This window comes from Tenacibaculum litopenaei (genome assembly GCF_964514025.1).
Taxonomy (GTDB): Bacteria; Bacteroidota; Bacteroidia; order Flavobacteriales; family Flavobacteriaceae; genus Polaribacter; species Polaribacter litopenaei.
On the sequence record NZ_CAZEQT010000001.1, the window covers coordinates 287,647 to 313,445 of the forward strand.

Sequence of the window (25,799 nt, forward strand, 5' to 3'; positions counted from 1 at the left end):
GGTAAATTTTTGTCTCTTAAGAGCTTATGTGTCGTGGAAGAATTTTTTAATTTTCACAGCTTGTTGGTGGGTAAACCTAGCGTAAATAATGCTGTAAAAGGAAGGTTATACCTTACAAAAAGTATGTGTTTTCGTTACTTAACGTAATTTAACAGTGTGGTAAAAAGGGTAGGCATCAACGAATAATTCTGGCTGTTTTGGAAAAGGCATTCCGACTATTATGTACTAGGTTGTGCCGTGAGTGCTTATAGGGAAGCGCTGTTGTTTTTTACCATTCGTTTGTACAAATGAAGCATTTCTTCTTTCTTTTTGAGAGTATTCGCTTGGGCGATACGGTAGGGTAGGTAGGTTAGGAATCCTACAAATAGTGTCAAGATAAGTGGAAGGATAATCATTGAATTATCTGTACTAGGACTTGCTGGCATCAGAAGGGATTCAATAAAGACTAGTGACATTACTAGGAGGTATACACATACGACAAAAGCTCTTATTATAAAAGGAACAACTTGCATACCACGTATGGTTGTTTTTACCTTTAAGGAAGTACCCTGCTCCTCAAATGCTGCGCTTACACTAGCAATATTGGTAGTTAGGGAATTACGGATGCTTATATGTTCGCGCATCTTGAAGCTGTTGGTCGTAAGGGTACCGACGTATTTTTTTGAGTTGGGTTGCCATGCTGGAAATATGATGAAGGGCAGTGGTGAGGTGGTGGTGTTTATTAACGTTTCCATTTCATGAATAAATACACTTTTTTCGATATCTAGCTCAGATTCAAAGGTAGTGGAAAGTTGAAGTTTTGTTAATAAAGTGTTCATATGCCTGCTAGTGTGCTAAACGTGGTTTGAGTAGGGCGATGTCTGAATTTTTACTGGACCTGAAAGCTTCGTTTTGCTTACTGGAATTTAGTGTAATTTTTTGACCAATACTCCGCGATAAAGTCCCATTTTCCATCCCAATACCCAGCCTCTCTTGGAATGAACTTGATCTGTTTTAATTTTTCGTTGTCAACTTTGTTAATGTATATGCCATTGGCTTCGCCCACACCACAGCCGATACCCCTGATATTACCGAACCGAATGGCTTTGTAGTCGATGATTTTAAATAAATCGCTATCCCAATTTGAGTCTGCGCAGCCGCTTTTGTGGTAGGAGTAGTAAAAATCGCTGTTTTCGATTCTGGTAGCTGCTGGAAAATTAGCGAAGTCGGTAACCTCTTTAAAACTCGCTGTCTTTAGGTCGTATACTAAGAGTTCATTAACGCCCGGAACATTTGTGAAGTATTCCAAGAGAATATCGGGAAAACCATCACCATTGACATCTGCAATTTTAAAGTCTGCTGGATTTTCGTCACGTTGATAGATGATTTTTTGTGCTTCGTTTACAATCGTGAAGTTTCCAGGCCTTCGACTATAGACTTTAAATACGGCGCCATTGATAATCGCTTCTTTACAAATAACTGAGTATTTTTCTTCTTCTTTTTCCGTTGTTTTGGCAGGGGCTTTTTTGCAAGCACCGGCTATCATGAGGAATAGGATGGTAAGCGGAATTACTTTTTTAAGGAAATACGACATGGTAGTTATAGGTTGAGGTGAGTACATCCGGAGTGATTTTTGGCATTGTTTCCCTGAAAATACACCGGTTTAAAAAGTCATCGTGATTATTTTGATAATAGAGGCAAGAGAAGTTCTGTTACTACTTTGTAGAGAATTACACCTAAGATACCTCCGATGATTTGATTTTTTCTGTCTTTGTTCATATGATTACCTATTTGTTGTTTCTTATTTGTGCTCTTGATTGAACGTTGCTGCATTTCGCGGTCTAACCATTGTTCGTACCAATCTAAAAATTGAATCCTGCCTGTACCTAGGGTAGGAACTTCAGGATAGATCCCGTTATCATTCACCCTGCTATCTACCCAAATATTTCCGTATTCCGGACCATTAACTATCAGGTTGATAGCAATACCGCAGCCCGCATGCGCTATGCGTAACATTCCAGGACTCCATTTGGGGTCAAAATAGTCATTTTCTAGGTATTCGAGCGTTTTTTCGTCTGTAATATCGCTGGGCTCCCAGGTTTTATTCCATGCTTTTGTGTGTAAAAAGGGAGTGGATAGTACAATGAATTCCGTGGCTTTTTTTTCTGAGATGTCTGCAAAATTACCTTTTTCTAAGGGCAGAAGGCCGTAGTAAGGTCCCGCACCTCCATTGCCGATTTGGGATAAGAAGTTGCGATACTCTGGAGGTAAAATGATTCCGTGTTTTTTTTCGAAAAGACGTAAACGCCTTTCTGACAACCGAGCGTTTAGTTGGTAAGCATGGGTTTTAGCACCAAACACTTCTAATTGAGTGTCCGTTGATTTCAGTTGTGTCAATTTGCTTTTTATGCGCTGCAGTTGTACTTCCATGCTAGTTATAAAAACTTATTGTCCGCAATGTTGATCGTAAAACGTGACCATTTCCAAGGTATTTTTCTTTTTAATTTTGTTTTTATTGACTTTTTGTATCAGTTCGGGGCAATCTTTAAAATATACGCGTACTCTTTTCTTTATACCTTCATAAATAAATCCGTAAATATACCCCATATTATACGCGTAAGGTTCGTCTTTCTTTTTTACAAAGGCCTCGTCATAAGCATTGACAGAAAAACTTCCAGTACCATGTCCGTCGGTCCACCTGAAATATACATAATAAAGTTCTATGTTTTTTCCTTCGTATGCTTTTCTGGCTAATCGGATTTTAGACCTTTTTGATTTTACATAGGTTTTGGTATCAATCACATAGTATTTAAAACTTTTATCGTCTTTATAGTAGGTGATTTCTTTCATGTCGTTTAAATGAAATTTTTCATCCGTGGTTAACGAGGTTAATTTCCATCCTTTTGCTTTATAGGTGTCTGTTTTTTCAGTACCATCTTTAAAAATTATTTTTAGTTTGTATTGAGAAAAAGATTTCGTGTAGCAGATGAATGTAAGTAAAATACTTAGTATTAGTGTTTTTTTCATTTTTAGCAATAATAAGTGGTGAGTTAAGACAATTTTTGCAGCAAAACTACTGAAAATCCTCGGTATTTTATGGAAAGAAGATCAGTTTTTATCGGTTTTAGCTGCAGTGCTATGTGATGTATAGATATTTGTGGTTTTAATAGCGTTTTAAGAAAGTTATAGAGGGTGCTAACGTGCTAGTATTACCTGTAATGGTTATTTTTGTTAGCAGTTAGTATACCTAATTTGCTAAAGTTACGTTGCTAATATACTATTGAATAAAAGTAGACCTTTTTGTTTTTAGAGGTTGTATAACCTTCGTAACAACACAGGTCTCATGCTATAAATTAAAAAATGTTTGAAAATGAAAAGATTACAGTTACTCCTATTGGTATTATTTTTTTCAGGGGTTTATGCACAAGAAAAATCACGTATCCTAACAAAAGAATTAGTATCGGACTATTCGAAAATTCCATTTATTTCTAGAATCGCTGAGAATGTTACAGGTAATATTCACTGGAAGGAAGGCTATACCTATATTGATAGTATTGATGTGTATAAGATTGCGTATGTCAGTGATGGTTTGAAAGTTCATGGATTGCTAGTTACTCCAAAGAAGAAAGGTACATATCCTTGTATTATTTATAACCGTGGAGGAAACAGAAATTTTGGAGCCCTCAGTGAAGGGCATGGTTTGGTAACGCTAGGAAAGATTGCCAAAGAAGGTTATGTGGTTATTGCCAGTCAATACAGAGGGAATGCTGGAGGGGAAGGAAGCGAAGAGTTTGGAGGTGCTGATGTAAATGACGTTACCGTGCTTCCTGAGGTACTGAAAGAAATTTCAAAGGCCGATGTTTCAAGAATAGGAATGTACGGATGGAGTAGAGGAGGAATGATGACCTATATTGCATTGACGAAGATGAAGAATATAAAGGCTGCCGTTGTTGGTGGAGCGGTTTCAGATTGTTTTGGACTGGTTAACGACCGACCAAAAATGGAATCTGCGGTATTGGCGCAAGTAGTTCCAGCATATGCCGAACATAAACAACAGGAACTCACAAAGAGATCAGCAGTTCACTGGGTTGCTGACTTCCCCAAAGAAGTACCAATTTTGATGTTGCACGGGAATGCCGATTGGCGCGTAAAACCAGAACAGAGTTTACAACTGGCATTGGAATTCGAAAAGTATAGAATTCCCTATCGATTGGTGATGTTTGAGGGGGGCAATCACGGAATTTCTGAGCATAAAAAGGAGGTGAATGAACAGGTATTGGCTTGGTTTGCTAGATTTTTAAAAAACGAAGAGCAATTACCAAACATGGAGTATCACGGGAGGTAAAAGGATTAATTCAGCGGTAATTTGAAAATGCGATTCTGAGTCCTTGTAGCTGAATTGAGGATTATTAAGACCTTAGTTTTTGTATTCGTGTTTTTGTAGTTGCGCTATCCGATCGAGACAAACGCTTTGTGTAATGGATAGTAATTTTTCGGCTTCTGTGAACCAGTAGGTCAATTGTTTTTTCGTGACCATATATTCCGAATGGCTGTGATACCGTCCGCCGATATAAGCTAGGTTGAGGTGGTCAAACAAGGCTATTTGCTCTGCTGTTTTCAAGGGGAAAGCATCGCTTATACGTCGATCATAAGAACGTATGCGGTAGTAAAGAGATTTAAGATTATGTTCGTGAGGATTGTAATGATCAAAAACCATTTCAAGGGTGGTATAACACATTTCAACAACCTGTTGTAAGTGAAAAGCCGCTGTTCTGAATTCACCATCGTGAAGATCGTGTTTTGCAGACCTATAAAAGCTCTTGGCTTGACGAAACCATTCCTGAAAGTCAGTTTCTGCAATTTCTCTTCTTCGGGTTGCGCTAAGGGTTCGTGGTTCGGAAAGTACAAAGTTCCCTGAGCTGTAGAGTAGTTTGCCTTCTCGTTTGATATCGGTAAAGAAGTACTGTTCTTCTTCGAGGTTGCGGTTAACGGTTTGTATTTTCTCAACGAGTAGTTGTACGGTGATTTCTATGTCCTGAAAGGCCTGTCGTAGTTTTCTACGAAGTCCTTTTCTAGTATCGGCATCTGCGGTGACAACGAGAATGTCGTAGTCGCTTTGTTTTCCTGATTGGGTATTTTTAATAGTTGTGTAGTCACCGCGTGCATAAGAACCGAATAGCATTACCAACTCTGCCTTTCCTGTGCGCACTATGCGTTGGGTAATGTTACAGAGCTCATTTCTATGGACTTTTGGTAAATGCGATAGGTTGTTGAGGAATAGCATGGTACTTGGTTTTGGTAACAAAAAAAGAATATAATGAAATAAAGGGTGTAATCTAATTTGGATGTAATAGCTGTTTTTGAAACTGTGATTGTGAAAAACCAAATTGGAAGCATCAAGTATTGTCTATTGTCGTTTTCCCTTGAATTCATCTATTTTCGAAGGCTTTTATTTTCATAGCGTCAAATTTTTTTGTGTGATCGTGGTACCCTTTGAGGGTTTTGTAAGGTGGATATACGCTCTCTTTAGAAGAACTTGGGTAGCTTGATATGTGTGGTTTCCTATAGAGAGTGCGATGATGAGTCCTGGCAAACTATGGAATTCAAAAGGACCAAAACTAACAGGAATAGAAGGGCAATACCACGCGGTATAAGTCAGGTATTCCCGATTTTTCTCAATTGGTCCGCTTTTCGGTTTTTGTGTGATGGCCTTGTAACAGGTGAATTCACCTATATTTTTGGACTCATCGATTAAGGTCCATTTTAAATCAGAAGTGGATTGGGAAATTAAAAAGTTCTCTCCTAAAAAGTATTGTTGAACGAGCAGTTTTTTTTGTTGTGTATTTACATAGTACACCTGATCGCTTTTTGCCAATGCCTGAGCTAATTGAGTAAAACCGTCCTCGCCTTCTAGGCTCATGGAAACATCTGCGGTGAATAACGATTCGTGATCGTTAAATTTTAAAGTGTATTGAACATTTTCTAATAATCGATTGATTTTTTTTTGAAACTCAGGAAATCTAATTTGCTTGGCATGATCGATAGCGGTTACTTTAGGATGGATTTTTACTTTGTAAATGACCACCCCTGATGCAATGGGTTTTTGTGAAAAAGCATTTTTATAAAGATAGATAAGAAGTAGTAGTAAGCTTAGCTTTTTCATATTAAATTTCGTTTATTTTTTAGCTTCGAGTACGTTTTACACAATAGCCATAAGCAGCAAACCAGACTGTCCAATAATCATAGCCTAGGAAGCTGTAGTCTCTAGCAACAGTTTGTGCCCATTCCCCACACTTATCAGCAGTGGAATATTCAGGAGACTTTAAAGTACTAGTGTCTAATGAAGCTTTTAAATAGAAAATTGATAGTATGATTGCGGTCCATTTAATCATTTGTTATGGATTGTTTAAGGTTATTCCTTGTCAGTTATTGTTTGTTGGAGTTAATTATTTTTTAGGTCAGTACATGTAATTTTTTGTCCATTTACGCTAAGGGGCATTCAACTACGGAGTTTTTTAAATTATTCTCTGTTTCAGTCGTGAAGTTTTTACCAAGTGTTTGTCTTGACTAGTTTTTTTGTTTGGTAGATTATTATTTAGTCTGCTTTTTTTGTTCAGTAAATTAGTACTTGGCCGGTTTTGTTTAAATATTTTTGAGTAGTTTATATTGAGTTTTTGTTGAGTTTTTGTTGAGTTTTTGTTGAGTTTTTGTTGAGTTTTTGCCGAGTTTTTGCCGAGTTTTTGCCGAGTTTTGCCGAGTTTTGCCGAGTTTTTCTGGAACCACCTGATTCAAGGTAATGAAAAAGATTAGAAACTCATGAATTCCTGTTATAAACGGTTGCTAATACGTTATCAGCGGGAGAATTTGAAGGTGGTTGTTTAAAAATGAGTTATTTATGGTATAGATGAGTAGATGGTAAATAAAAGCTAGGCTCATTGCTCGCCTGTACTTAGCCATACCATGGTAATAGGAGTACCCTAAAAAAAAGTCCCCGACGTAAAACGCCGAGGACTATATAAAATGATAACGCTAGTTGCTGTCTCATACACAACGCAGCTATTGCACTACTCTAAAACCATTCCAGATTCCGTAGGTTCCTCCTGGATCGGCTTTGTCGAACCAACGTGAGTACAGGGCAACAACGACAGTTCCTTCGTAGTACGACCCACCGCGTTGCACCTTGTTTTTATTTGCATCCACTGGACTTGCAGGACCTGTAGGATCAACCATAACCGTTGTTTCAGGGATGTTTTTAATATAATCCTTATCATACCAATCACGACACCATTCCCCAGCATTTCCGAGGAGGTCATAGATTCCTAGTTCATTGGGTTTTTTAGTACCTACAGCATGTAGTTTTGAACCAGAATTGTTTTGGTACCACGCGTATTCTGCTAGGATGGCTTCGGAGTTGTAATTGATGCCACTGTGCAATTGGCCTCCGTAAGCAGCGTACTCCCATTGAATTTCTGTAGGTAGTTTATACCCATAATGCTTTGCAAATTCATTGGCGCCGTACCAAGTAACATGGATGACAGGAGCATTTTCCTGACCTCTTTTTACCTGATAAGCTCCGTTTTTATAGATGATATTGGAAGTATAGTTGATACTGCGCACCAACTTATTTCCGTTGATTTCGCACTTCTCATCGATGTTTTTATCATTTAAAAACTGTACGTATTGGGTGGTGGTAATTTCGTATTTCCCCATTTTATAACTGCTAACTTTTGCATGCCTGCTTCTGTACTTGTCAAAAGTTTTTGCTCCAAAAATGTACGAGCCACCGGCGACGTTCACAAAGGCTACAGGTAGGAACTTCGGAGTTGAAAATGCTACCTTGATTTCGAGGTTGGGGTCTTTGGTATCACTGCTAACAGCACCGCTTTTAAGGGTATAAAAATAGCTAGTATTGTACGCTAAGGAAACAGGGAGTTTTAAGAAAATTTTGTCAGCTATTATATCTGCCGCGGTGACCGATAGTTCGGTGACCAGTTGGTTGGTCGTTTTGTTATAAATGCCCACTGCAAGGTTCCCGGCAACTAAGCTAATAGGGCGGTTAAAGTCGATTACGAGTTGTTTAGGGGTATATCCGAGAGCTCCTGAAGGGTATACCTGTTGTTGCTTGGGGCGCATGCGTACTATTTTAGCCGAGGTATAGGTAGAATAGTTGTTGGCAGATACCGCTCGTAATCGATACTCATAGCTGTTGTCTGCTGAGGCAGTAGGGTCGGTATACGCAGTGGTGCTAGCCGTCACTTGGGCGTAATTTTCAACCCAGGTAGCAGCACCTATTTTTTTATCGATCACAATTTTTACTCCCGTTTCTATGTCCTTGTCTTTTTTCCAAACCAGTTGAAGCTTCTGTTCGTCAATAGGAATGAGTTTTACATCGCGAATGGGATGCAGGGCTTTGATAAGTTGAAAGTTACGAGGTCTCGATATTCCGTTTTTGTACTGCGCCTCTATCATTAATTGGTTGGGATATCGTTTGCTATCTAACACCAATTCAGTAGAGCACTTTTGAGAATTGGGATCTTTCGTGATTTTTAAATTATTGATGGCGATAAGCGCATCGTTGGTAGTTTTGTAATAAAGTTTGAAGCTCACAGCGCGCTGACTGTCGTGGGTCCAAGAGATGTGGTATTTGTTATGAGCTTTTTTTAGAACTGTTGGTTTGTTAACAGCTTTAAACTCACTATTGATGTTGGCAACACTGGCCTTGGATACACTGCCATCGTATTGTGCTCTTAGTGAGAATTTGAATTTTTTATCAAAAGATGGTACGACGTCATAGGTATATGAAGTGGTACTGGGCTTTAGGGTAATTGATGAATTCCCGGCCTCAGATTCGATATATAGATGGAAGTTATCATACTTCCAAGTCGGTTTTTCCCAGTTGAGTTGTAGTTGGTCAATTTGCTGTTGCTTGAGTTGCAGCTTTGGTGCCTGTTGGTCACTGATGTTGTAAATTTTAGCGGGTACTTCGTCGTCGTCATTACATGCGAGCACGGTTGTGAATACAGCGAATAGTAGTAGCAAGCGGTATGGGTTGTAAGTATACATTTATTCTTGATTAAAGGCTTGTTTTATCAAGAACTATGCCATGCCAATGTTACTTTGAACAGCACTGCTCAATACTTACCGAGAGCTAATGGTGTTAGCTTCCAGCATCCGGAGGAGTTGCTGTGTGAAGACAGTAGTGCTTATGCGCTATGCCTAGCTTTGGATTCTGTTATTTATTTTTTAAATACTGTTTGATAGCGGTGCGTAATTGACCAATTTTCTTTTTGCTGTATACAAATGCCTGAAATCGGTCTTGTTTGCCAACGGCGATTTTCCAGAGGTAGCTTTTTAACAGCTTTCGTTCTGCATCGTCCAGTGTGATGGGTAGATTGATGCCTGTGATATTGTTGGTAGCATCGTATTCAAAATGCGGGGCTATGGCTTCGTTAATTTTGTGGAAGTAATTTTGAGTAAACTGATACTCGCTGTACTCTTCGTTGAATTTTCGAGCCAGTTCGTAATCGACTTCGTATAAATTGATGATTTTACTGCGGAGTGAGTCGTTTTTAATGGTTTCGAGCCCTCGTGATTTTAGTGATTCATAACCTGATTTGTTTTGGACCACCAAGCTTTCACGTGAAAAAAAGAAGTAAAATGGAACGAGGGAATCTTGTTGCACCATTTTGCCATCGATGATATCATTAAAATACCGCAGTCCGCGAAAGGCGATTTTAAAATAGTGTTCGTCACTGGCAATGTCTAAGCTATCGCGTTCGAGACCTTGGTAGATTTCTTCCAGAATTTTGTTTTCAGCAACACTGTTAATTCTATTGTCATTCCATCTGTCTAAGATAAAAGCAAGCATTACCGCTAGGAAAATTGAAGTAAATTCGAATAGGTATTTTTTCCAGTTTTTAAATTTGAAAGGATTTTTCAGTTTCATAGCGTCTTGTTTAGTTAGGAGTAGCTAATATACGTAGCTTAAGTGAATTAAGTTCGTGATGTTGGATATTTTAAAAAAGTTATTCGATGCGCATCGTAAGTGATTTGAAAAACTACGGTAGGAAACTAAAAAAAGCTTTAGTAATTGGCTAAAGCTTTGCTGCGCTTGAATATGGCGGGTAATTAGGTCGGACATTTTTCAAGGGGAATGCCAAATTTGGTGCCGAGCTTATATACCCGAGATCGCCAGCTACGTCCAAATTTTTTATATTCTTTTTTGCCTTTGTAGTTTTCTAGTCGGGCCATGGCAATTTTTTGAAATAGCAACACCGGATCGACAGCGTTGATGGCAGCTAAGGTTTTTGGCCCCACGGCATAATCCACAGTTAGGTCGCTATTAAAGTAGGTGTTAAGCGTTTTTTGAACGATGCCTGCGGCGGACTTAGGGCCGGCATTGATGGCGTGGTCAACAATGAGTTCCGCAACGCCTTGGTGGGTTATTTCATCGGCTCTGACCTTGTCCCAAAATTCATTTTTAAATAATATATGAACTTCGGTTTTGGTTATGTTTTTCATGTCCTCAACACTAGGTGGGTAGCCGATAATTCCTTCGTAAAATCGCGCCGATATGCCAAAGTTGGTGCCGACACGCTCGTTTAAGGAATTGTAATTTCCTTGATCTTGTTTAAAATTTTGATAGCCTCCTTCGGCTATTTCAATAGACTTTTTAAATAATGTGTAATCTGCCATTGTATTTAGTTTTTTAAGTTTTCCTCTAGTAGTCACGAGGTACCCTAGAGAAAAAGAGTGGTTACTACTGCGTTGGTTTTGTTGATTTATTGAGGTATGTGTATTGGTGGACAAGGGCCAGAAAATGAGTACAGCCCAAGCGACTCGCATACCTAACAAACGGGCACTAGACATTTTAGAAGACCCTAAATCGAGCGAAAAGGTAGACGATCAGTATACTGATACCGAAGACCATTAGAAACCAACCGGGAATGCGGTATTTGATAATCACTTTGGTGTTTTCAATGGTAACCGAGTGCTTTTTTGAGCTCTTGATACTGTCTTTTCGCTGTACTAAAGTGTTTTCGGTAGCCCCTATTTTACTCGTGATTTCGAAGCCTTTATTCGTTTTGTTATAGGTGATTTTATAACTGTTATCACCACTTTTTTTGTAGGTTTTGAAATGGTTGAGCTTTTTAGAAATGACACTGTCAACTTTCTTGTCACCAGTTTCAAGAGGAAGAAAAATAACATCGTGAATGGATTTGTTAATGGTTTTAATTTGGATACTGTCGCGTTTGAAAAACACGCTGTCTCGTTGTATGTCGGTGGTTTTTTTTAGCTTGGTTTTGGTGCTTGCACAGGCAGTGCACAGAAGTAAAGCAAGGCTGTAAACCAGGTAGTGTTTAAATCGTTTCAATGGTGCCAAATTTTTGTATGTATTTTGCAATTAGTTTTTTATGAGAGTCAATAATGGAATGCTGTTCTTTGATGATAGCACTCAGTTCCTTGTTGTTTTCTACAACCTTGTTGAGGTTTTTTTCAAGGTAGCTGGCTCGATTGTCATAGTCTCTTTTGAGGTTTTCGAGCATTTCAGATTTGATGTCAAATTCGAGCTTGTAGTTTTCTAACTTCTTTTCATATGCCAGAAATTCAGCTTCTTTTCCCTTGATTCTTCTCGACTTTCTGCCGAGCAGAAAAATGAAGATGGCACCAATCATATTTGCAATGGCTTGCCAGTTTTTTTGTAAAAAATCGTATAACATAAACAGTTCGTTTTTATTTGGATAGTCGCTTGAGAAGTTCAGGCTTTTACCCAGGTGTTTTTCTCAGTGACTTGGTGGATGTTGTTTGGTGGTACGGGAGCGCAGTACCCAATGTGTTATTTGGTGAAATGAACTCGTTAGGAGGATGCTTTGGTGCACCGTGATACTGGATGGCTATTAAATTCATAGTAGGTAATTTTGAGTTTAGGTATTAAGAAATTTGTAGGGCAAGTGATACTTATGACAGTTCGGGTTGCGCACGAGTAATGGGGTGGTCGTGCTCGTTCAAATACTCCGGGCTTCTTCAAATTATTCGCAAGGGGATATGGCTAGCATCCGGTTACTAATGCTAGGTGAAGGTGTTGAATAATCTGATTGTAGGCGTTTACACTGAAGGTACGTACCATTGCTATTTAAGGGAATCAGTGTTTCTGTGGTCGGTTGCACCTTGCAAGAGAACAGGGAAATTAGTTGCTAGTGCGTTGACCTGAGAAAAGTACTGCCTGTAAAGCTCGTTGGTAGTATTCACAGGAAACAACCGACTGTGGTTGTAACGATCTTGCCCTACCTTAATTTCTTTAGTGGGTTACTGTAAAATTACGAGGGTGAATTACGAACTCATTTCGCTGTACACAGACGCAAAGATGAGTTCGTAATTCTGGGAGTCGTAGCCTAAGCCTTATTTAGGCTAGTTGATTTTCGACCTCGCGTTTAATTTGCTCCCAAATACTATTGTGTTCTTCAATTAACCACTGAGCTTTCTCATTGATACTGGCAATTGCTACTGGAGCTTTTGAAGTAGGTGGTTTGCGAAGTGTTTCACGAAGTTTATGATACCAAGAGTTAAAGTTTTCCGTTAGGGACGGTTTGTTTACTTGCTCATTTATTTTTCGCACAATCTTGGTCCTTTGATCGCCCTTGTATTGATCAATGATCTTTACATCAACCTTAGCGGTTTCCACTTTAGGAGTGAACTTTTCAAGCTCTGTTGGAATGGCGCGAAACTCAAATAATATTGCAATTTCTGATTGCAGGTCATTTCCTACCTTAGCTTTGTTGATACCGTGTCCGGCGACCTCTCCATTTTCTATAAAATAAGCCAATACTTGTTCCCATAAAAAAGCTTCTTTAATAGCCGCATTGGTAAAGATTGTTTCACCTTTAGTACGTATGTACTCTTTAACAAGGTTTTGCTTTTCTTTGTCTAAAAGCTCTAAGAGTATACTGGGTCTGGTTCTTGGTAGTATACCCCATTCATTTTTAACTATTGGATCAGTAAGCCCTTTAGCTTTTTCAGGAATTCCTACTTCTGATGGTTTCCATTTACGGATAGAAATTCCATGTTTTTTACATAGCTCCGTTGTGAATATTGCTATCGAGAGCAGGTAGGCGTAGACATTTTTAAATGTTGCTGATTCATTTTTGATTACTTCGTCATTTTGAAAAGCACTCTTATACCACTTGGCTTTTTCCAAGAGTTTTACGAGATCTGAATTGCCCGAACCGAAATCTTTGGCTTTGATTCCAACTGTCATTTGCTGTCCACTACTACTGATTCCAATAGTTTGCCCCGTTGGAGCTATAGAGGCCCCACTACCCGATGCCAAGATGTGTTTGTTAGTGGCGATGACTACCTCAAATCGACCATCACCACTTTTTAAGGCTGGTAACGACGCGTGGTTATTGTTGTTGGTTCTGTCTGTAAAGAGTTTCGTAAGAAAAATGATGGCGTCGTTTCGTTCTTTAATAGCTTCGGCATCGTCAATTAAACACGGATATGTTACCAGTTCCAAAGTGTGAAGGTTCCATTTGTCATTGACGAAATCAAGTTTGGCTGGATTTCCGTAACGACCTTGACCAATATCTTTGGTAATCATGACGAGAGGTTCTTTGTTTCGTCCTCGTACCCAAGCAAACTGTTGACTTGCAGACTCAGGGAGCGCACAGGTCAATCCGCTAAATTCGATTTCTATACCCATCGAATTTCCAGGGAAAATTTTACCAAAGTCTGGAGCTGGTTTTAGGCGTCCTGTTATAGGAAGGTAAAGTGCTGGAGGAGGAGCAACTTCTGCTTTTACCGATAGGGTTAGCTGGTCCTGTGCAACACCTAAATTTGTTCGTGTCCAAGAAATAAGGCTATTGGCATCGCTGGTAGCATTGGTAAAAGTCGTTTTAAAGTAAGTGCCTTTCGAGGTTGTTGTCCAGGTTTCGTTCACCATGTTCGCATTTAATTTCTCATTGAACTTGGTAGTGTCAAGGGCACTGTGCGGTTTTAATGCGCTACTTTGTAGTATACTTACCTGATTTCGCAAATAGCTATTATCTGTTCGCTTGTTTGAGAGTAGGTAGTTAAAACGAATTTCGGCATTCGTTTTGTTAGCTTCACTTGGTGCAATACCCTTGAAAACTACCGCAGTATAATCGTCTAGCCAAAGTTTGTCGTTCGAAGGCTCTGTGTCTAGAATTTTTGGTGAGACCCCAGGGTCTTTTCTATAATAACATTGCACTTCTCTGATATAGCTACCTCCCGTAGGTACCGTTGCATAGCTGATGGTGTACTCAACAGCGCATTTATTGGTGCTTTCCAATAGAGGGCTGGTACTTTTTTTCGCATAGGTGATAGTACCTGCCTCCTCAATATGATCGTGTTCGTACTTATGGAAATGTTCGAAATCGGTAAGGGTGGCTACTTCGGGGTTTAATTCGTAAGCCAGCCATGAATTTCGAGAATTTTTCTTTTGTGAAAAATTCTCAAGAGCATCTAAAGCTCTGGTTTTACTGGCTTGTTGACCTGCGAAAGCCGCAGTGATTCGGGCTATCAAAGGGGCCTTATCAAAGCTAAAATTCTCACCATTGCTCAATTGACCTTCTAAGCTTTTTTTAATATTCGAAGATGCTTCGTTTACAAAGGTACCGACGTCTGTGGTAAGGCGAGTTAAGGTATCTTTAAAGAGGTCGAGCTTAGAGGTTTGGAAATAGTCTTCTTGACTCGAATGAACGGCAGGAGTACCCGTAGGGCTATCGGTTAAGGTCACTGCTTTAATCTCGGCATTATTGTCATCAAAAAGCTTGGTGTCTTTGATACCCACATGGTACAACGGAATACCGCCATTTTGAATATCGGTAATAATCTTATCTGGACGCGTTAAGGCAATGCGATCCTTGCTTTTTAATGTTTTTAAGGCATTTTCAAATTCGGTATTTAACAGCCTGAGAAGATTTTCCGGATTTACCAGTTCACTACTGCGCTCGTTAAAAATCAATAAGGATTTTTCATACAGTTTCAAGGTATCTGCAGCCACGATGTAAATTGGAACATTTTGTTGTTCTAGCGTGCCTAGCCATGTGGTAATGGCAGCAGCTTGTTTGGACATAAGACGTAAAACATTGGTGAATCCTTTAATAATGAAATCACTATTTAACCCAAAGTTGTTCTCAAACTGTAATTTTATAGGCTCGCTCTTTTTTACAAGGAAGTTTCCGTAACGACCTGGAATGTTTGGAATTCCAGAATTGTTCCAAGTATCAATACTCAGGGCGCCAGTGCCTGTTAGTGCGGCACTTCCAAAATCATCAGGGAAGTCCACATGACCAAATTCTGTATTGAGTACTACAGGTTCACTGTTTTTATTGACTAGCAAGTTTTCTGCTCGAAAGAGCGCTGGTATTTTAAAAAAGTACGACAGCCCCAACCATTGTCCTAAGAGCGTATAGTACTTTTTGTAGTCAACGGCTTTGTCATCGAGTCCCATGCGATCAATACAGGCACGATCAGTTACCGTGTTGTCAAAAAATAAATTGTAGTTCGCCTGTTTACTTTGTGGAATTTGGAGTTGTTCGTATACCGTGAAAGAAAACGCCCCTTTGGTATCAGAGTAGTTTTTGATTTTAGCCATGGGGAAATCAATAAACTCCGTTAAACCAGCTGCTGTTGCTTGTTCCTTGGTTAGAATCTTTAGTAAACTGTTTTCTCCATCGCCTATCAATTCTTGCTCAAATTGCGAATTCCAAGGTTTGTAAGTAAAAGCTTGGTTATTATTAGCAAAAAGCATTACCTGTTGTTTTTGGTTTGCGTATACCGGCCCAGCTGTGTTGGGAAAAGGAACAATAGCCTGTAAGCTTTTGATTCTCTTCTCTTCCTTTACAATTCGATTGATCATTAACGGAATCCCGCGATTAATACCTTCTTGGAGTTGGGTTAAAAGTCCGTTTAATAATCTGTGATCTGCTAGGAAATTGCTGACCCTAGCGGTGTCCATCTTTTCTCCGTCAATAAGTAGTAAGGTATTGTAAAGTTCCTTTGCGTTTATTTTTTTGCTTTTGAGATATTGCTCCACCAAAAATTCAGCACGTTTAAAACAGTTGCTAAGAATGGGAGTAACGTTTTTGTGTTGAATGAGCTGGTAAAAGGTTCTGGCTTTTGCAACGTTATTCCTACGTGTTGCCTTTTCTCTTACGCCTAAACCGTCGAGTTTATCGGGATCTAGTTCTTGTTCGAGTTCTTCTATTGTGGTTTTAGCGGTTGTGTCTAAGGCTATATTGATAGCACTTATCGTAGGATATGCCAAGAGAAACCCTATGGGTGAAATTTTGACTTCTGACCCCAACGACTCCTCGGCTGCTTTTAATTCCTGCGTGGTATTTAGTTTGTCTATTCCTAAAAAATAATCCATAATTTTTTTCTTTAATTGTTTTTTTGAGTGATGAAAAACTCGACATAGCTTTCATCAAAAAAAATGTCTGTTAGTAGTTTATGCGATTCCGTATGGTTTGGATACGCAAGGGTGGCTTCCACCATTTGTTGCAATAATACCCTCGTGGTTGCTGGTTGCAAGTGTACCAGTGACAGCACACCTATGTTTACAACAGTATTGTACATAAGTGCGGCAGAGAGCTGAAATTTCCATTCCTCATCGTCAATAGCCTTGAGGTTTGAATGTGCCTTGTAAACGTCAATGAAATCATCCGTCAGCCCTAGCTTATTATGAAAAATGTTACGTGAGTCATCGCGTTCCAAGCGCCCTGTTAGCATCAGTCCAAGTTCGCGTAAGCGATGAGCAAATTTTGCTGTTTCCCAGTCGATAAGTTGGATTTTATCTTGATTGACAATAAATTGTCGCGTCGAAATAAGATCGTCATGTATCAATGCTAACCAGTGCTCTGACGGGGTATCAATGGTGTCTTTGATAGTGGCTAGGCATTTTTGTAGTGGCTCACTTTTGAATTTCTGACAGTTAGTAACATAGTTGAGTAGCGAATTCCTTCCGTAATCGAAAAACAATGACTGTTCTTGCAAACTGTATTTCCGTTCGTCGTATTGCGATGTTTGATGGATCAGAGGCTTGTACGTATTCCAAAGCTCGGTGTACACGGATTGCAGTGGCGCCGTAGTATTGTGTAAATCGGCAATGGTTTTGGCCAAAGCATGGGTGTTTTGTTCGCTAAATCGGACTCCTTGCCCCAAATCTTCCAACAGCATATAATCTTCTTCCAATTGCACTAACCTTGGTTTGCCTTCAAATACAACACGAGAGTCGTTTAAAAACAGGTAGTTAATACACTCACCAATAAATTCCATTTTTCTTTGGAAGGGATAGTTGGGGTTATTGAAGTTTTTAAGTTTCTTTTTGACAAAGGTTTCGTTCTCGGTACTCGTAATTCTGCTAATACATATGGCATTGTCCTCTGCAATGCTGCGCTGGTTTAAAATTTCAAGCTCCGGAAACCGGAACTTGAAATAGGGTAGATACTGCATAGTATTACATTTTCATGATGTAACAAAGTGCGTAGTACGGAGGGCGGTTTTCATGGGCTGCACCACTACCTGTATTCTGGATAGAAATACCTGTTTTTACCGTGTCCGTATAGCTGGTACCCCCTCTACGAGCATAGACGTTAAATGAGTTATCGTCGGCATCTGTAGCACTTGGGTCCAAGGTTTTTTGTGTGGAGTGCCTGTGTCCTGGATCGGTAACGCCGTGCGAGTGTGGAGGGAGTTCCTGGGTGGTGAGTACGTGCTTTTCTTCACCTCCTGTAGCTCCAACGCTGTATTCGGCATTACCTGCTTTGTATCCAACAATGAACTTACCGCTTAAATTGGGAGTTCCAAAATTTCCATCACAGAGTTTCCAACCGGCTGGAACAGCATTGTGAGCACCGTTCCACATAATAATAGACCCCGTAGGAAGTAAGGCTGACTGGCTGATGTGAAAGGCGTCAAACTTAGACTCGTTCGCAAAGGTTTTAACCACGTATTCTTTTCCGCCGTGAAATTGCTTTTTAGCGATGCTAAAATCACTTAACTGCATATGAGTAGGAGAATACCAATGATAGGTGGCATCACCTCGTAACCAAACAATAACTCCCGCAGTTCGGTCTACATTTTCTGCGCCCATAAAGAATCGTGGACCGTTTACATTCTGGTTGTATTGGTTCAAACTGTATTCAAGTGAATTTGAACGATGTCCATAATTTGTACTATGACCTGTAATTTCTAAACTTAACGACCCTTTCCAGCCATTATTGGTGTCTAAATGAACATTGGAGCGCGAAATCGATAATTGGTAACGTTGTCCCATTTCCCATTGGGTGTCAAAGAAATAAATAGGATAGTATTTATCGGCATCCCCTTGAACCTTAAAGGCCTGTGGAGCTGATATTTTTCGGATGGGTAAGGTGATTTTATTGTCCCAGTACCCCAATACATTTTTGTATTCTACATAAAAATTAGAGCTGTTATTGACCGCTTTCTCCGATTTAATCTTGTCGATGGTAAAAACGAGCTTACCATTGGCAGGAATGTCAACTGTTTTGGAATCGGGAGTAATGATCCAAGTGACGAGTGATCCTTGTTTACTTTGGGCGATGTTCCAAACGTTCTTTTTTTCTTTTGCCTTGTCGAGAACTTGCGTTACAACTATCGTCTCCGCTTTGTCGTTTGTCGTAACATCTAAGGCGTCGTCACCCTGATCTAATTTAATGATAAAGCGCGTTTGAGCGTTGACAGCTAAAGGTGTTGAGAGACTGTTTAAAATTTCGAGCGTAAGCTTACTTTCCGTTTGGTACTGAATAAAATCATTACCAATCCAATTCATATTAAAAGGCGATGTTCTGCTTCCTAAGTGGTTTGCAATAGTCAACTGTGCTTCTGCATTTTGAGCTATAGGAACCGGGTTGTTTTCAACAATTAATGATTGGTATTCATATCGGACTACAGTCGATCTACCTCCTCCGTTTCCTGAGGCTTTTAGGTTGGTAAAAGGAATCTCATAGATTTGGTTGCTTTTAATCACGCGTCCAGCAGTAAACAAGATGTAGACGTCAACAGTACCATTGGCATGAACCTCTTTAAACAACTTGTCTTGAGCATCACCGAGTTTGTCAATCGAGTTCGGATTGGTTAGTTCACCTGGTTTAAAGACAATTTTAAGGTGGTAGTTGTCTTTGCTGGCAGCGCTTGCTGATGAGGCATTCCATTGTACATCAACTTCAGATTGGTTAGCGATTTCTAACTTGGTAACGTTATTGCTGTCAGTAGTTCCGAAGAAAATAGCTTCGTTACCTCTGTTGTCTAACCATTTAAACTTTAAAGGGTTGAATCTTTTTACAGCCTCATGAGTTACTAGGTCACTTTCCAATACTTGGCGGATGCTGGCAATATCCAAAGCTTCTTTGTAAAAGCGTAAGTGTGAAATAGCTCCTTTAAAGTGTTTTGTCACATCTGTAGCAACCCCGATATGGGTAAATTGTCCAATTTTTAAATCGTCGGCTTGCAAGCTGAGGGTTTTAGTGTCTTTTAATTCACCGTTGAGCACTAATTGAACGTTGTTCGCAGTGGCATTGACAATCAAGGAAAGGTGGGCCCACTGATCTAACGGAAGCACGGTTCCGGAAAAAGCAACGGCGGTTTGACTTGGTGTTTTAACATGGATAATCCCATTTTTTACAAAGATTTCGAAACCGTTGTTTTTGGCTCTGCTCAGTTTTGAGGCAAAGAGGTAGCGTTCTTTAGCGCTATTTTCGCTCATTTTTACCCACATTTGAACAGTGATCGCATTGCCATCAGCAATGGTTTCAGTTCCAGTAGTATCGACACGGCTGTAGGTAGAACTTCCGTCTAATACAATGGCATTTCCAAATTTTTTATCTAAAACTACGCTAGGGTTTCCAAAGAAAATTGCGGGACTATTCGTGAAAACACGATTGCTTAAATATCGGGTGTTACTCGCCGTACTGAGAGTTGTCAATGGAAAGTATAAGGCTAATTTTTTTGTGTTCATTTTAGTTTATTTGATGATTAATTTTTACTTGTTTTGAATTGAAATCCATCCTTCACGGAGTATCAAATCGGGTTGGAATTGAGTTTCTGTGATAGGGTTATGAATAGAAACACTGTTGAAAAAAGATTCGATTTTAGCAGTTAAGGGAATGAATTTAGGGATCAAGGCTACCGTGCTACGGTCGTCTTTTGAGCTGATTTTTGCTGCTCCTGGTCGGGTTTCTTGAATCCATGTTTTGCTTTTGAGTTCCGCCCAAAGTTCAGTGCTCACGGCTCCAAAAACCTCAGTAAATTGTGCGGAGCTGAAGTTGCCCGCTTGCGAAATGGTACGCCATTGGTCACCTTGGTTTTCAATCCAGTTTAATGTTAATTCCGGATCGCTCGGCAAAGGGAATTCTAAGTGAGATTTAGAGCTTAGAATAGGCATAACTCGTGAGCTAACCTGAATTTTAGACAAGGCATTTTTGAAATGCACCGGTAAAAGAGCAATGTTCTTTACAGGTAAAATTCCTGAAGTGGCGTGAATCTTAGCCCTAGGATCAATGAGCAGGGTCAGGTTTTGTTGTCCGTTTTTCATATTCAACGAAAAGCTGGTGCTGTCATCGGGGTTAGTGATATAAGGAAGATTCGCGGTATTGCGATCGTATTGATCGTTGTCGTCCAACCAGTAACCGATAGTTCCGTCGTCTAAACGATGGTGCTCGCCTATTCGAATAGGGAAATTGACGTGTTCGTGTGGATGTACTTGGTCATTGGCAGCATTCAGTTGGTCGCGGTAGGCTTCCCAACTTTGGTTTTCAGGAATGGCGCCTTTTACTTCAATAGCAACTTGTGCTTTGGTCAAAGCCATAGGTCTTCCTTGAATCAATGCGCGCTCGAAGTGCATTGAAAAATCGGCAGGATGAATATGCTCCAAAGATTCATCAATGTTTGTGATGAAGGCTTGGAATTCTGCCTTAGAAAAGGTTAGGATTCTGTTGATAAAATCCAAGAGTAAAACCTGTTGGTTATCGGCATTTTTACCGGCCTCCCTTAAATTGATTTCTGCTTTGCCAGGAAAAGCTTCCCAAAGTACATCGGCATTAATAATTCCAAACTGTTCACCGCTTGCGGTATAAAACTCTAGGCTGAAGTCTAGGTTGTTGGCAACGACCCATCCAAATACAGGTGACGAATTTGCCGTCTGATTAGATTCTACAGCTAAATCGGAAGCAGAAATCCATCGGAACCACAAGCGTGCCGGATGCGATAAACGCGGATATAACTGCACGAAATTTTGACTAAAATTACTTTCTAACGAAACAGGTCTCACAATCTCCGGGCTCTTAAACGCTACGGTACGCCCGAAAGAATCGATGAGGTCCAGATGCGCTATTTCGAGATGTCCGGCACGGATGGGCAGGTAGTTGTTTAGCGGTAAAGGCGTGTATTTATGCGTATTTCCAATAGCCGATTTTACTCGGTTTACAAAGGCTTGGTCATTTACAAAACCTACGGGGTCGTGAATGGGTAACTGCATGGCCGTTTCTTGCATGAGCATTCCTTCGTTGAATCCACCTAAACTCATGGCATTGATATGGAAAGTTTCGTTAATCAACAATGCGTATGATTTAGCGTAGTTCCTGTTCGTAACTTGGTTCTCGTAGTTTCTACGAGCCGTTTCACTTACGTTACTGTCATAGTCTGGTTTTCCTGTGACAGGTAGTGATAAATACCAAGTAATAACTTTGTCTCCATGAGTTTCGAAGTACGACTTTTTATCGCTTACGGGAAGGTTGTTAGCCTTAAAATAAGCGTTGAAATCGATATGGTTTAACAAGTAGTTTTTGAGTTTGTTCTTCAAAATCTCTTTCGGATGCTGCCCAATAAAGTTTCTTCCTTGCAAGGTGTTAGACACCGAAGAAATTCCGCTTCCTTCACGCGTGTGAAAGTCTGGGGCATCGGCAGCCACTCGGTAGTTGGCTTCAACGGTATTTTCGGTATAGTCAATTGCTTTGGAATGCGCTGTATCAGCGTTGAGTTGCGGGAAAATATTGACTTCCCACTCAATGGTTTGTGGGTTCCAAGGAAGTGTAGTGACCCTGTTAACCGCAATTGATTTCGACTCTTTGCTACTGTATACTGCTTTGACAAGAGGTTTGGTATTGGCTAAGAGCTCTTGTAAATTCTGTGCATTTACAGTATGGCAGCGCAGTTTGTTATCCGCTCTTAATCGACCGTCAAAACCATGTCGAATACTGGCTTCGGCTAAAGGCCCAGAAAGGAGTATATTCACATCGTTGGGCTGATAATATCTCGGCGCAGGTTCTGATCGTAACACCAAGGTGATCTTTTTCTCAATGTTTTTTGCGTCCTGATTAAAGGCAGTAATTCGCTGCTCTAATTGTTGCTTTAACTTGTTGAGTTCCGTGCGTAGGTGTCCTATGTTTAGCTTTTCATTTTCAACGTCTTGCAAATACTTGTTTTCAATCAACTCTTTCATCTCGTCTATGTCAACGAGTTCATTGAAAGCCTCTGTATTATAGCGAATTTCCAAGTATTTGTACCAATAGCTAAACAATTCCTGTTGTTGCGTTTCCAATACGTTTAATCGCTTGTTGAGTTCAATTTGAAGAGTATTCAAATTGTTGACAGCTAAAGAAACATCCGCTGGGATCTCTGTGGCGTGGTGATGGGTACCGGATTTAGAGTCAGCTGTATTGGCAGTGTCCTTTGTTTCTAGTTTGACGAGCCAAAGTTCTCCCGCTCCGGAAGTTTTAAACCCACTTAAATGACGTTGATCTTGCATGTGGTATTGTAAATCCAAGTCGTGATGCTCCAAATCATCGAGTAAACTAATAGTTTCTAGCTCTTCTTCGATTCTGGTTTTTAGTGCTTTGTCGTCCTTAGCGAGGTTGTCGGCAATTAAAGAAGACATCGTTTCGGATAGGCTATTTCCTACTGATACTTGATTGCCTACCCTGTTTTTCAAGGCTGGGTGTTCTGGTAAGGTTTGTCCTTTTTGTGGTGCGGTATACTCAACGGAACTGTAGCAAAGTGTTTGGCTTGGACTTTTCCCTCCTTTTTCTTCAGTGACCCAGTTAAAGTGGTTGCTGATGTTTTCAACGATTTCAGAAGGAGTGATTGCTGAGTTTTTAGCGGTTAAATTATCGACGTATTGTTTGAGTACATCTTTGGCTTCATCACTGTACCAACCGATGATTTCATAGGTGATAACTTCTCCAGCTTGAGCAGGTTCTTCATCGTGAAATCCTAACACCGAATGACAATTGACATAATTTGAAGCGAAATCGGGAGATCCATATCCTATGGCCGATAGCTCGTAGTTGGGTTTTGACATGAGGTAGCGCTCACTTGCCTGTTCTTTCCAATGTTCAAAGCGTACTTTACGCCCCATGTGATGATAAGGCGGTTGGTGGGCATCACTAGGTGTTGGCCACATAACCGGATAGGTAGTGGTCGTCGCTAATTCAGGTTCGGGTGTTGCATGTGGATACAGGTAGTCACTTTCGACGATCCATTTATTGGATTTAGTGTCGATAAGGACGTCTTTTCGGTACACTCGCGTGGTTTTAGCTACCAACCATCTGTTGGGTATAATAGGAAAAGTGGTCTGTGCTTCTGTATGAGTACCTTGGGTTAAAGCATCGGGTAAGGCCCAGTGTAAGTGCACTCCTGGTTTTAACAGGTGATCGCGGTTTTGAAACGGCTTTGCCGAAATGGCGTCTCCTAAATAAGGAGTGTTTTCGTTTACGTTATACGATCCGTTAAAATAAGGAAGCTTACTAAAGTCGTAATGCGGTTTGATAACACGCATAGGATCTTTCAGATGCAGCAAGTTGGTATGTATGGGTACAACTATAAAAGATTTCATTTGATATTTATTTTTAAGCGTTTTTATTGGATTTGTTAAAGACTACTTTTTGCACACCTTCAGTCATTTGAAAGGCAAATTCGGCAGGGTTGGCACTGGCCGTAGGGTGTAACTGCCCAGCCATAGCTTCAAAATCTACTATTCGGTGTACGCGTTGGTCTTTATGTGGGATGGCCGTGATTTTTTGCGAGGTAAATGATCCCGTATTGTAATCGCGAAGTCTTTTGCTGTAATCATTCCAAGTAATTTGATCAGGGTCTTTTTCAGGAATGTCCAAACCAAAATGTAGCAATTCTGGTTTTTCGTGAATTTCCAATTGTTCCAGTTCGCCCTCAAACAAACAGATGGCAATAGTTTTGGATAATTTTTCAAAACGAAGGCGTTTTAGTTTTTTTGATTTCGCATAGCCATTGACAATGAAATCAGGCCAGCCCGAAACCACTTCAGAACGGAGTAACACCCCAGAAACGGTTGTTTGAGGAATTAAGGTGCCCACCTCGTTCCACAGTCTTAAATCGTGTGCCTGGGCTAGGTTGGTAACTCGCCCCACACTCAAAACGCCATCGAGCAGGGCTTGTGTCCAAGCTGGATCAACCGAGAAAAAACGCAGCGATTCGTCAGGTAAGTAACTTTCATCCGAAACCAGATAGTTAAACGGAAGGTGTTTTAACAAGCCGAGGTCGGTAAACCATTTTTGGAGTTCACTTGCCATGGTAGTCTCGGCAACGCGATTCGTATTTTGAAGGGCTGGAAGGTGGTGTCGATCAAAGTCTTTGTGAAATGCTGACTTTTTCTGCAGCTTCCATAGGTGTAACTTCTCTGCAATACCTTTTCTGTTCAAGGTTAACAAGCGTCCTAACTCCCAGGCAGCGGCGTAGGATACATCGAATACTCCTTTGCCTTTGACTACGTTAAGTAGGGTGTCAGCACTGATTACTGGGCGGTAAATAGCTGGTTTTTTTGGTGTAAATGGAACTAGAGGACCACGGTAATAGGCTGCACTAGTAACCCCGGTTCTACCACGATACTCCAACGCGTTTTTACCAGCTGCCAACTGCTGGTTGATGGCTTGTATTTCAGGGGTGCTGCCTGTAATTGCTGGTCGTTGTAATACAGAAGGAGTTTGGTTGAGGTTGGTGAGTAGTCCGCTAAAACTGTGCTCACGCGCAATACAACTAAAGCTCCAATTGTACAGTGAAATTAACTGATACTGCGTGGCAGCATCAGCACTGCTGGGCGCAGCTAATTTGTCATTTATATAACACTTTTCTAGAGAAACTAGGTGTACATGTGTTCTTTCACCGCGCTTAGGTAAGCGGTTTCCAATAATCACCGCACGTTCAGGAAGCTCTGCTACAGGAGTGCTTGCAGCTGTTGTTTTACGTACGTGTGCACTTAACTTTAACGATTTGACACTGGGCTTAAGTAGGTCTATTTGTGCCTTTGGCACCTGAATAACTTTGAGTAAATCACTGTCTTTTTGGTGTACTTCCGAGAAGCTAAAATCGTATGGCTTGTAAATGTTTCCTTTCAAGCTTCTGTCACCTTTGAGGTCCGACCATTTTTTGACGAGTACTTTTGGGGCTTCCGCTTCCGTAAATACAAGTAAGGCTAACCATGGCGTATCTGTATCCTGTACTTGAATTTCGCGTTCCCAAGGAAAGGTACTTCTATTCAATACAATGTGTGGAAATGTGTTTGAATACTCCCCCAGGTTATTTTTAGGCGGAAAGGTGGCATGTACCATGGTTGGAGGAATCGTAGTGCGCTCTCCAAGAACGGCGAATTTCTGTTTTTTCGCGGGAATTCTGGAGTCAGCAGTGGCTGTCCCTGAGATATTCAGCGATTGATTTATGGCTATTTCATAATTACCAGAAACCAGTCCTGGTTTATGATTTTCGATAAATTGAATTTTATTCATCATGTGAGTGTATTAGATTAATGAGTG

The 25,799-nt window shown here is 40.3% G+C and carries 19 protein-coding genes; 1 reads left to right on the plus strand and 18 read right to left on the minus strand.

Annotated elements, in window-relative coordinates:
* Positions 1–245 precede the first annotated feature (245 nt).
* From ACKTS5_RS01220 to ACKTS5_RS01235, 4 genes are all read right to left on the minus strand, one after another.
* Entirely contained in the window at positions 246–818 is a 573-nt protein-coding gene (locus ACKTS5_RS01220; RefSeq protein ID WP_408042003.1) for a hypothetical protein, read from the minus strand.
* A 77-nt stretch (positions 819–895) separates the two neighbouring features.
* Positions 896–1,600: a hypothetical protein gene (locus ACKTS5_RS01225; protein WP_408042004.1), complete on the minus strand. Its 705-nt coding sequence runs from the start codon at positions 1,598–1,600 to the stop codon at positions 896–898.
* A gap of 59 nt (positions 1,601–1,659) precedes the next feature.
* Positions 1,660–2,409, minus strand: coding sequence for an SMI1/KNR4 family protein (locus ACKTS5_RS01230; RefSeq protein WP_408042005.1), 750 nt, complete (start codon positions 2,407–2,409; stop codon positions 1,660–1,662).
* Between the two features lie 15 nt (positions 2,410–2,424).
* On the minus strand, positions 2,425–3,006 hold the full coding sequence (locus ACKTS5_RS01235) for a hypothetical protein (RefSeq protein ID WP_408042006.1): 582 nt from the start codon (positions 3,004–3,006) through the stop codon (positions 2,425–2,427).
* A 343-nt stretch (positions 3,007–3,349) separates the two neighbouring features.
* Between ACKTS5_RS01235 and ACKTS5_RS01240 the strand changes: the two genes are divergently transcribed.
* Positions 3,350–4,324, plus strand: a complete 975-nt coding sequence (locus ACKTS5_RS01240; RefSeq protein ID WP_408042007.1) for an alpha/beta hydrolase family protein — start codon at positions 3,350–3,352, stop codon at positions 4,322–4,324.
* A 72-nt stretch (positions 4,325–4,396) separates the two neighbouring features.
* Here the strand turns inward: ACKTS5_RS01240 and ACKTS5_RS01245 are convergent, their stop codons facing one another.
* From ACKTS5_RS01245 to ACKTS5_RS01310, 14 genes are all read right to left on the minus strand, one after another.
* Positions 4,397–5,263 (minus strand): nucleotidyltransferase and HEPN domain-containing protein, encoded by an 867-nt coding sequence (locus tag ACKTS5_RS01245; protein ID WP_408042008.1) that lies wholly within the window; start codon positions 5,261–5,263, stop codon positions 4,397–4,399.
* 171 nt (positions 5,264–5,434) lie between these two features.
* Positions 5,435–6,142 (minus strand): GLPGLI family protein, encoded by a 708-nt coding sequence (locus tag ACKTS5_RS01250; protein WP_408042009.1) that lies wholly within the window; start codon positions 6,140–6,142, stop codon positions 5,435–5,437.
* Positions 6,143–6,161: 19 nt separating this feature from the next.
* Positions 6,162–6,371: a hypothetical protein gene (locus ACKTS5_RS01255; RefSeq protein ID WP_408042010.1), complete on the minus strand. Its 210-nt coding sequence runs from the start codon at positions 6,369–6,371 to the stop codon at positions 6,162–6,164.
* 664 nt (positions 6,372–7,035) lie between these two features.
* A complete protein-coding gene (locus ACKTS5_RS01260; RefSeq protein WP_408042011.1) occupies positions 7,036–9,042 on the minus strand; it encodes a formylglycine-generating enzyme family protein in 2,007 nt (668 codons plus the stop codon).
* Positions 9,043–9,211: 169 nt separating this feature from the next.
* Positions 9,212–9,925 carry a hypothetical protein gene (locus ACKTS5_RS01265; protein WP_408042012.1) on the minus strand — a complete coding sequence of 238 codons (714 nt, stop codon included), beginning with the start codon at positions 9,923–9,925 and terminating at the stop codon, positions 9,212–9,214.
* Between the two features lie 182 nt (positions 9,926–10,107).
* A complete protein-coding gene (locus ACKTS5_RS01270; RefSeq protein WP_408042013.1) occupies positions 10,108–10,674 on the minus strand; it encodes a glycoside hydrolase family 108 protein in 567 nt (188 codons plus the stop codon).
* Between the two features lie 175 nt (positions 10,675–10,849).
* On the minus strand, positions 10,850–11,353 hold the full coding sequence (locus ACKTS5_RS01275) for a hypothetical protein (RefSeq protein WP_408042014.1): 504 nt from the start codon (positions 11,351–11,353) through the stop codon (positions 10,850–10,852).
* Positions 11,340–11,699 (minus strand): hypothetical protein, encoded by a 360-nt coding sequence (locus ACKTS5_RS01280; protein ID WP_408042015.1) that lies wholly within the window; start codon positions 11,697–11,699, stop codon positions 11,340–11,342. Before ACKTS5_RS01280 ends, ACKTS5_RS01275 begins: the two co-directional genes overlap by 14 nt.
* A gap of 46 nt (positions 11,700–11,745) precedes the next feature.
* A complete protein-coding gene (locus tag ACKTS5_RS01285) occupies positions 11,746–11,886 on the minus strand; it encodes a hypothetical protein (protein ID WP_408042016.1) in 141 nt (46 codons plus the stop codon).
* Positions 11,887–12,382: 496 nt separating this feature from the next.
* Positions 12,383–16,372: an actin cross-linking domain-containing toxin gene (locus tag ACKTS5_RS01290; RefSeq protein ID WP_408042017.1), complete on the minus strand. Its 3,990-nt coding sequence runs from the start codon at positions 16,370–16,372 to the stop codon at positions 12,383–12,385.
* Between the two features lie 11 nt (positions 16,373–16,383).
* A complete protein-coding gene (locus tag ACKTS5_RS01295) occupies positions 16,384–17,454 on the minus strand; it encodes a phosphotransferase family protein (protein ID WP_408042018.1) in 1,071 nt (356 codons plus the stop codon).
* A gap of 4 nt (positions 17,455–17,458) precedes the next feature.
* Entirely contained in the window at positions 17,459–19,978 is a 2,520-nt protein-coding gene (locus tag ACKTS5_RS01300) for a LamG-like jellyroll fold domain-containing protein (protein WP_408042019.1), read from the minus strand.
* A gap of 24 nt (positions 19,979–20,002) precedes the next feature.
* Positions 20,003–23,851 (minus strand): hypothetical protein, encoded by a 3,849-nt coding sequence (locus ACKTS5_RS01305; RefSeq protein WP_408042020.1) that lies wholly within the window; start codon positions 23,849–23,851, stop codon positions 20,003–20,005.
* A gap of 13 nt (positions 23,852–23,864) precedes the next feature.
* Positions 23,865–25,775: a hypothetical protein gene (locus ACKTS5_RS01310; protein WP_408042021.1), complete on the minus strand. Its 1,911-nt coding sequence runs from the start codon at positions 25,773–25,775 to the stop codon at positions 23,865–23,867.
* Positions 25,776–25,799 lie beyond the last annotated feature (24 nt).

Bases quoted from the DNA above. Each gene is read 5' to 3' on its own strand.
- ACKTS5_RS01220 (WP_408042003.1), bottom strand. From the start codon at position 818: ATGAACACTTTATTAACAAAACTTCAACTTTCCACTACCTTTGAATCT.
- ACKTS5_RS01225 (WP_408042004.1), bottom strand. From the start codon at position 1,600: ATGTACTCACCTCAACCTATAACTACCATGTCGTATTTCCTTAAAAAA.
- ACKTS5_RS01230 (WP_408042005.1), bottom strand. From the start codon at position 2,409: ATGGAAGTACAACTGCAGCGCATAAAAAGCAAATTGACACAACTGAAA.
- ACKTS5_RS01235 (WP_408042006.1), bottom strand. From the start codon at position 3,006: ATGAAAAAAACACTAATACTAAGTATTTTACTTACATTCATCTGCTAC.
- ACKTS5_RS01240 (WP_408042007.1), top strand. From the start codon at position 3,350: ATGAAAAGATTACAGTTACTCCTATTGGTATTATTTTTTTCAGGGGTT.
- ACKTS5_RS01245 (WP_408042008.1), bottom strand. From the start codon at position 5,263: ATGCTATTCCTCAACAACCTATCGCATTTACCAAAAGTCCATAGAAAT.
- ACKTS5_RS01250 (WP_408042009.1), bottom strand. From the start codon at position 6,142: ATGAAAAAGCTAAGCTTACTACTACTTCTTATCTATCTTTATAAAAAT.
- ACKTS5_RS01255 (WP_408042010.1), bottom strand. From the start codon at position 6,371: ATGATTAAATGGACCGCAATCATACTATCAATTTTCTATTTAAAAGCT.
- ACKTS5_RS01260 (WP_408042011.1), bottom strand. From the start codon at position 9,042: ATGTATACTTACAACCCATACCGCTTGCTACTACTATTCGCTGTATTC.
- ACKTS5_RS01265 (WP_408042012.1), bottom strand. From the start codon at position 9,925: ATGAAACTGAAAAATCCTTTCAAATTTAAAAACTGGAAAAAATACCTA.
- ACKTS5_RS01270 (WP_408042013.1), bottom strand. From the start codon at position 10,674: ATGGCAGATTACACATTATTTAAAAAGTCTATTGAAATAGCCGAAGGA.
- ACKTS5_RS01280 (WP_408042015.1), bottom strand. From the start codon at position 11,699: ATGTTATACGATTTTTTACAAAAAAACTGGCAAGCCATTGCAAATATG.
- ACKTS5_RS01285 (WP_408042016.1), bottom strand. From the start codon at position 11,886: ATGAATTTAATAGCCATCCAGTATCACGGTGCACCAAAGCATCCTCCT.
- ACKTS5_RS01290 (WP_408042017.1), bottom strand. From the start codon at position 16,372: ATGGATTATTTTTTAGGAATAGACAAACTAAATACCACGCAGGAATTA.
- ACKTS5_RS01295 (WP_408042018.1), bottom strand. From the start codon at position 17,454: ATGCAGTATCTACCCTATTTCAAGTTCCGGTTTCCGGAGCTTGAAATT.
- ACKTS5_RS01300 (WP_408042019.1), bottom strand. From the start codon at position 19,978: ATGAACACAAAAAAATTAGCCTTATACTTTCCATTGACAACTCTCAGT.
- ACKTS5_RS01305 (WP_408042020.1), bottom strand. From the start codon at position 23,851: ATGAAATCTTTTATAGTTGTACCCATACATACCAACTTGCTGCATCTG.
- ACKTS5_RS01310 (WP_408042021.1), bottom strand. From the start codon at position 25,775: ATGATGAATAAAATTCAATTTATCGAAAATCATAAACCAGGACTGGTT.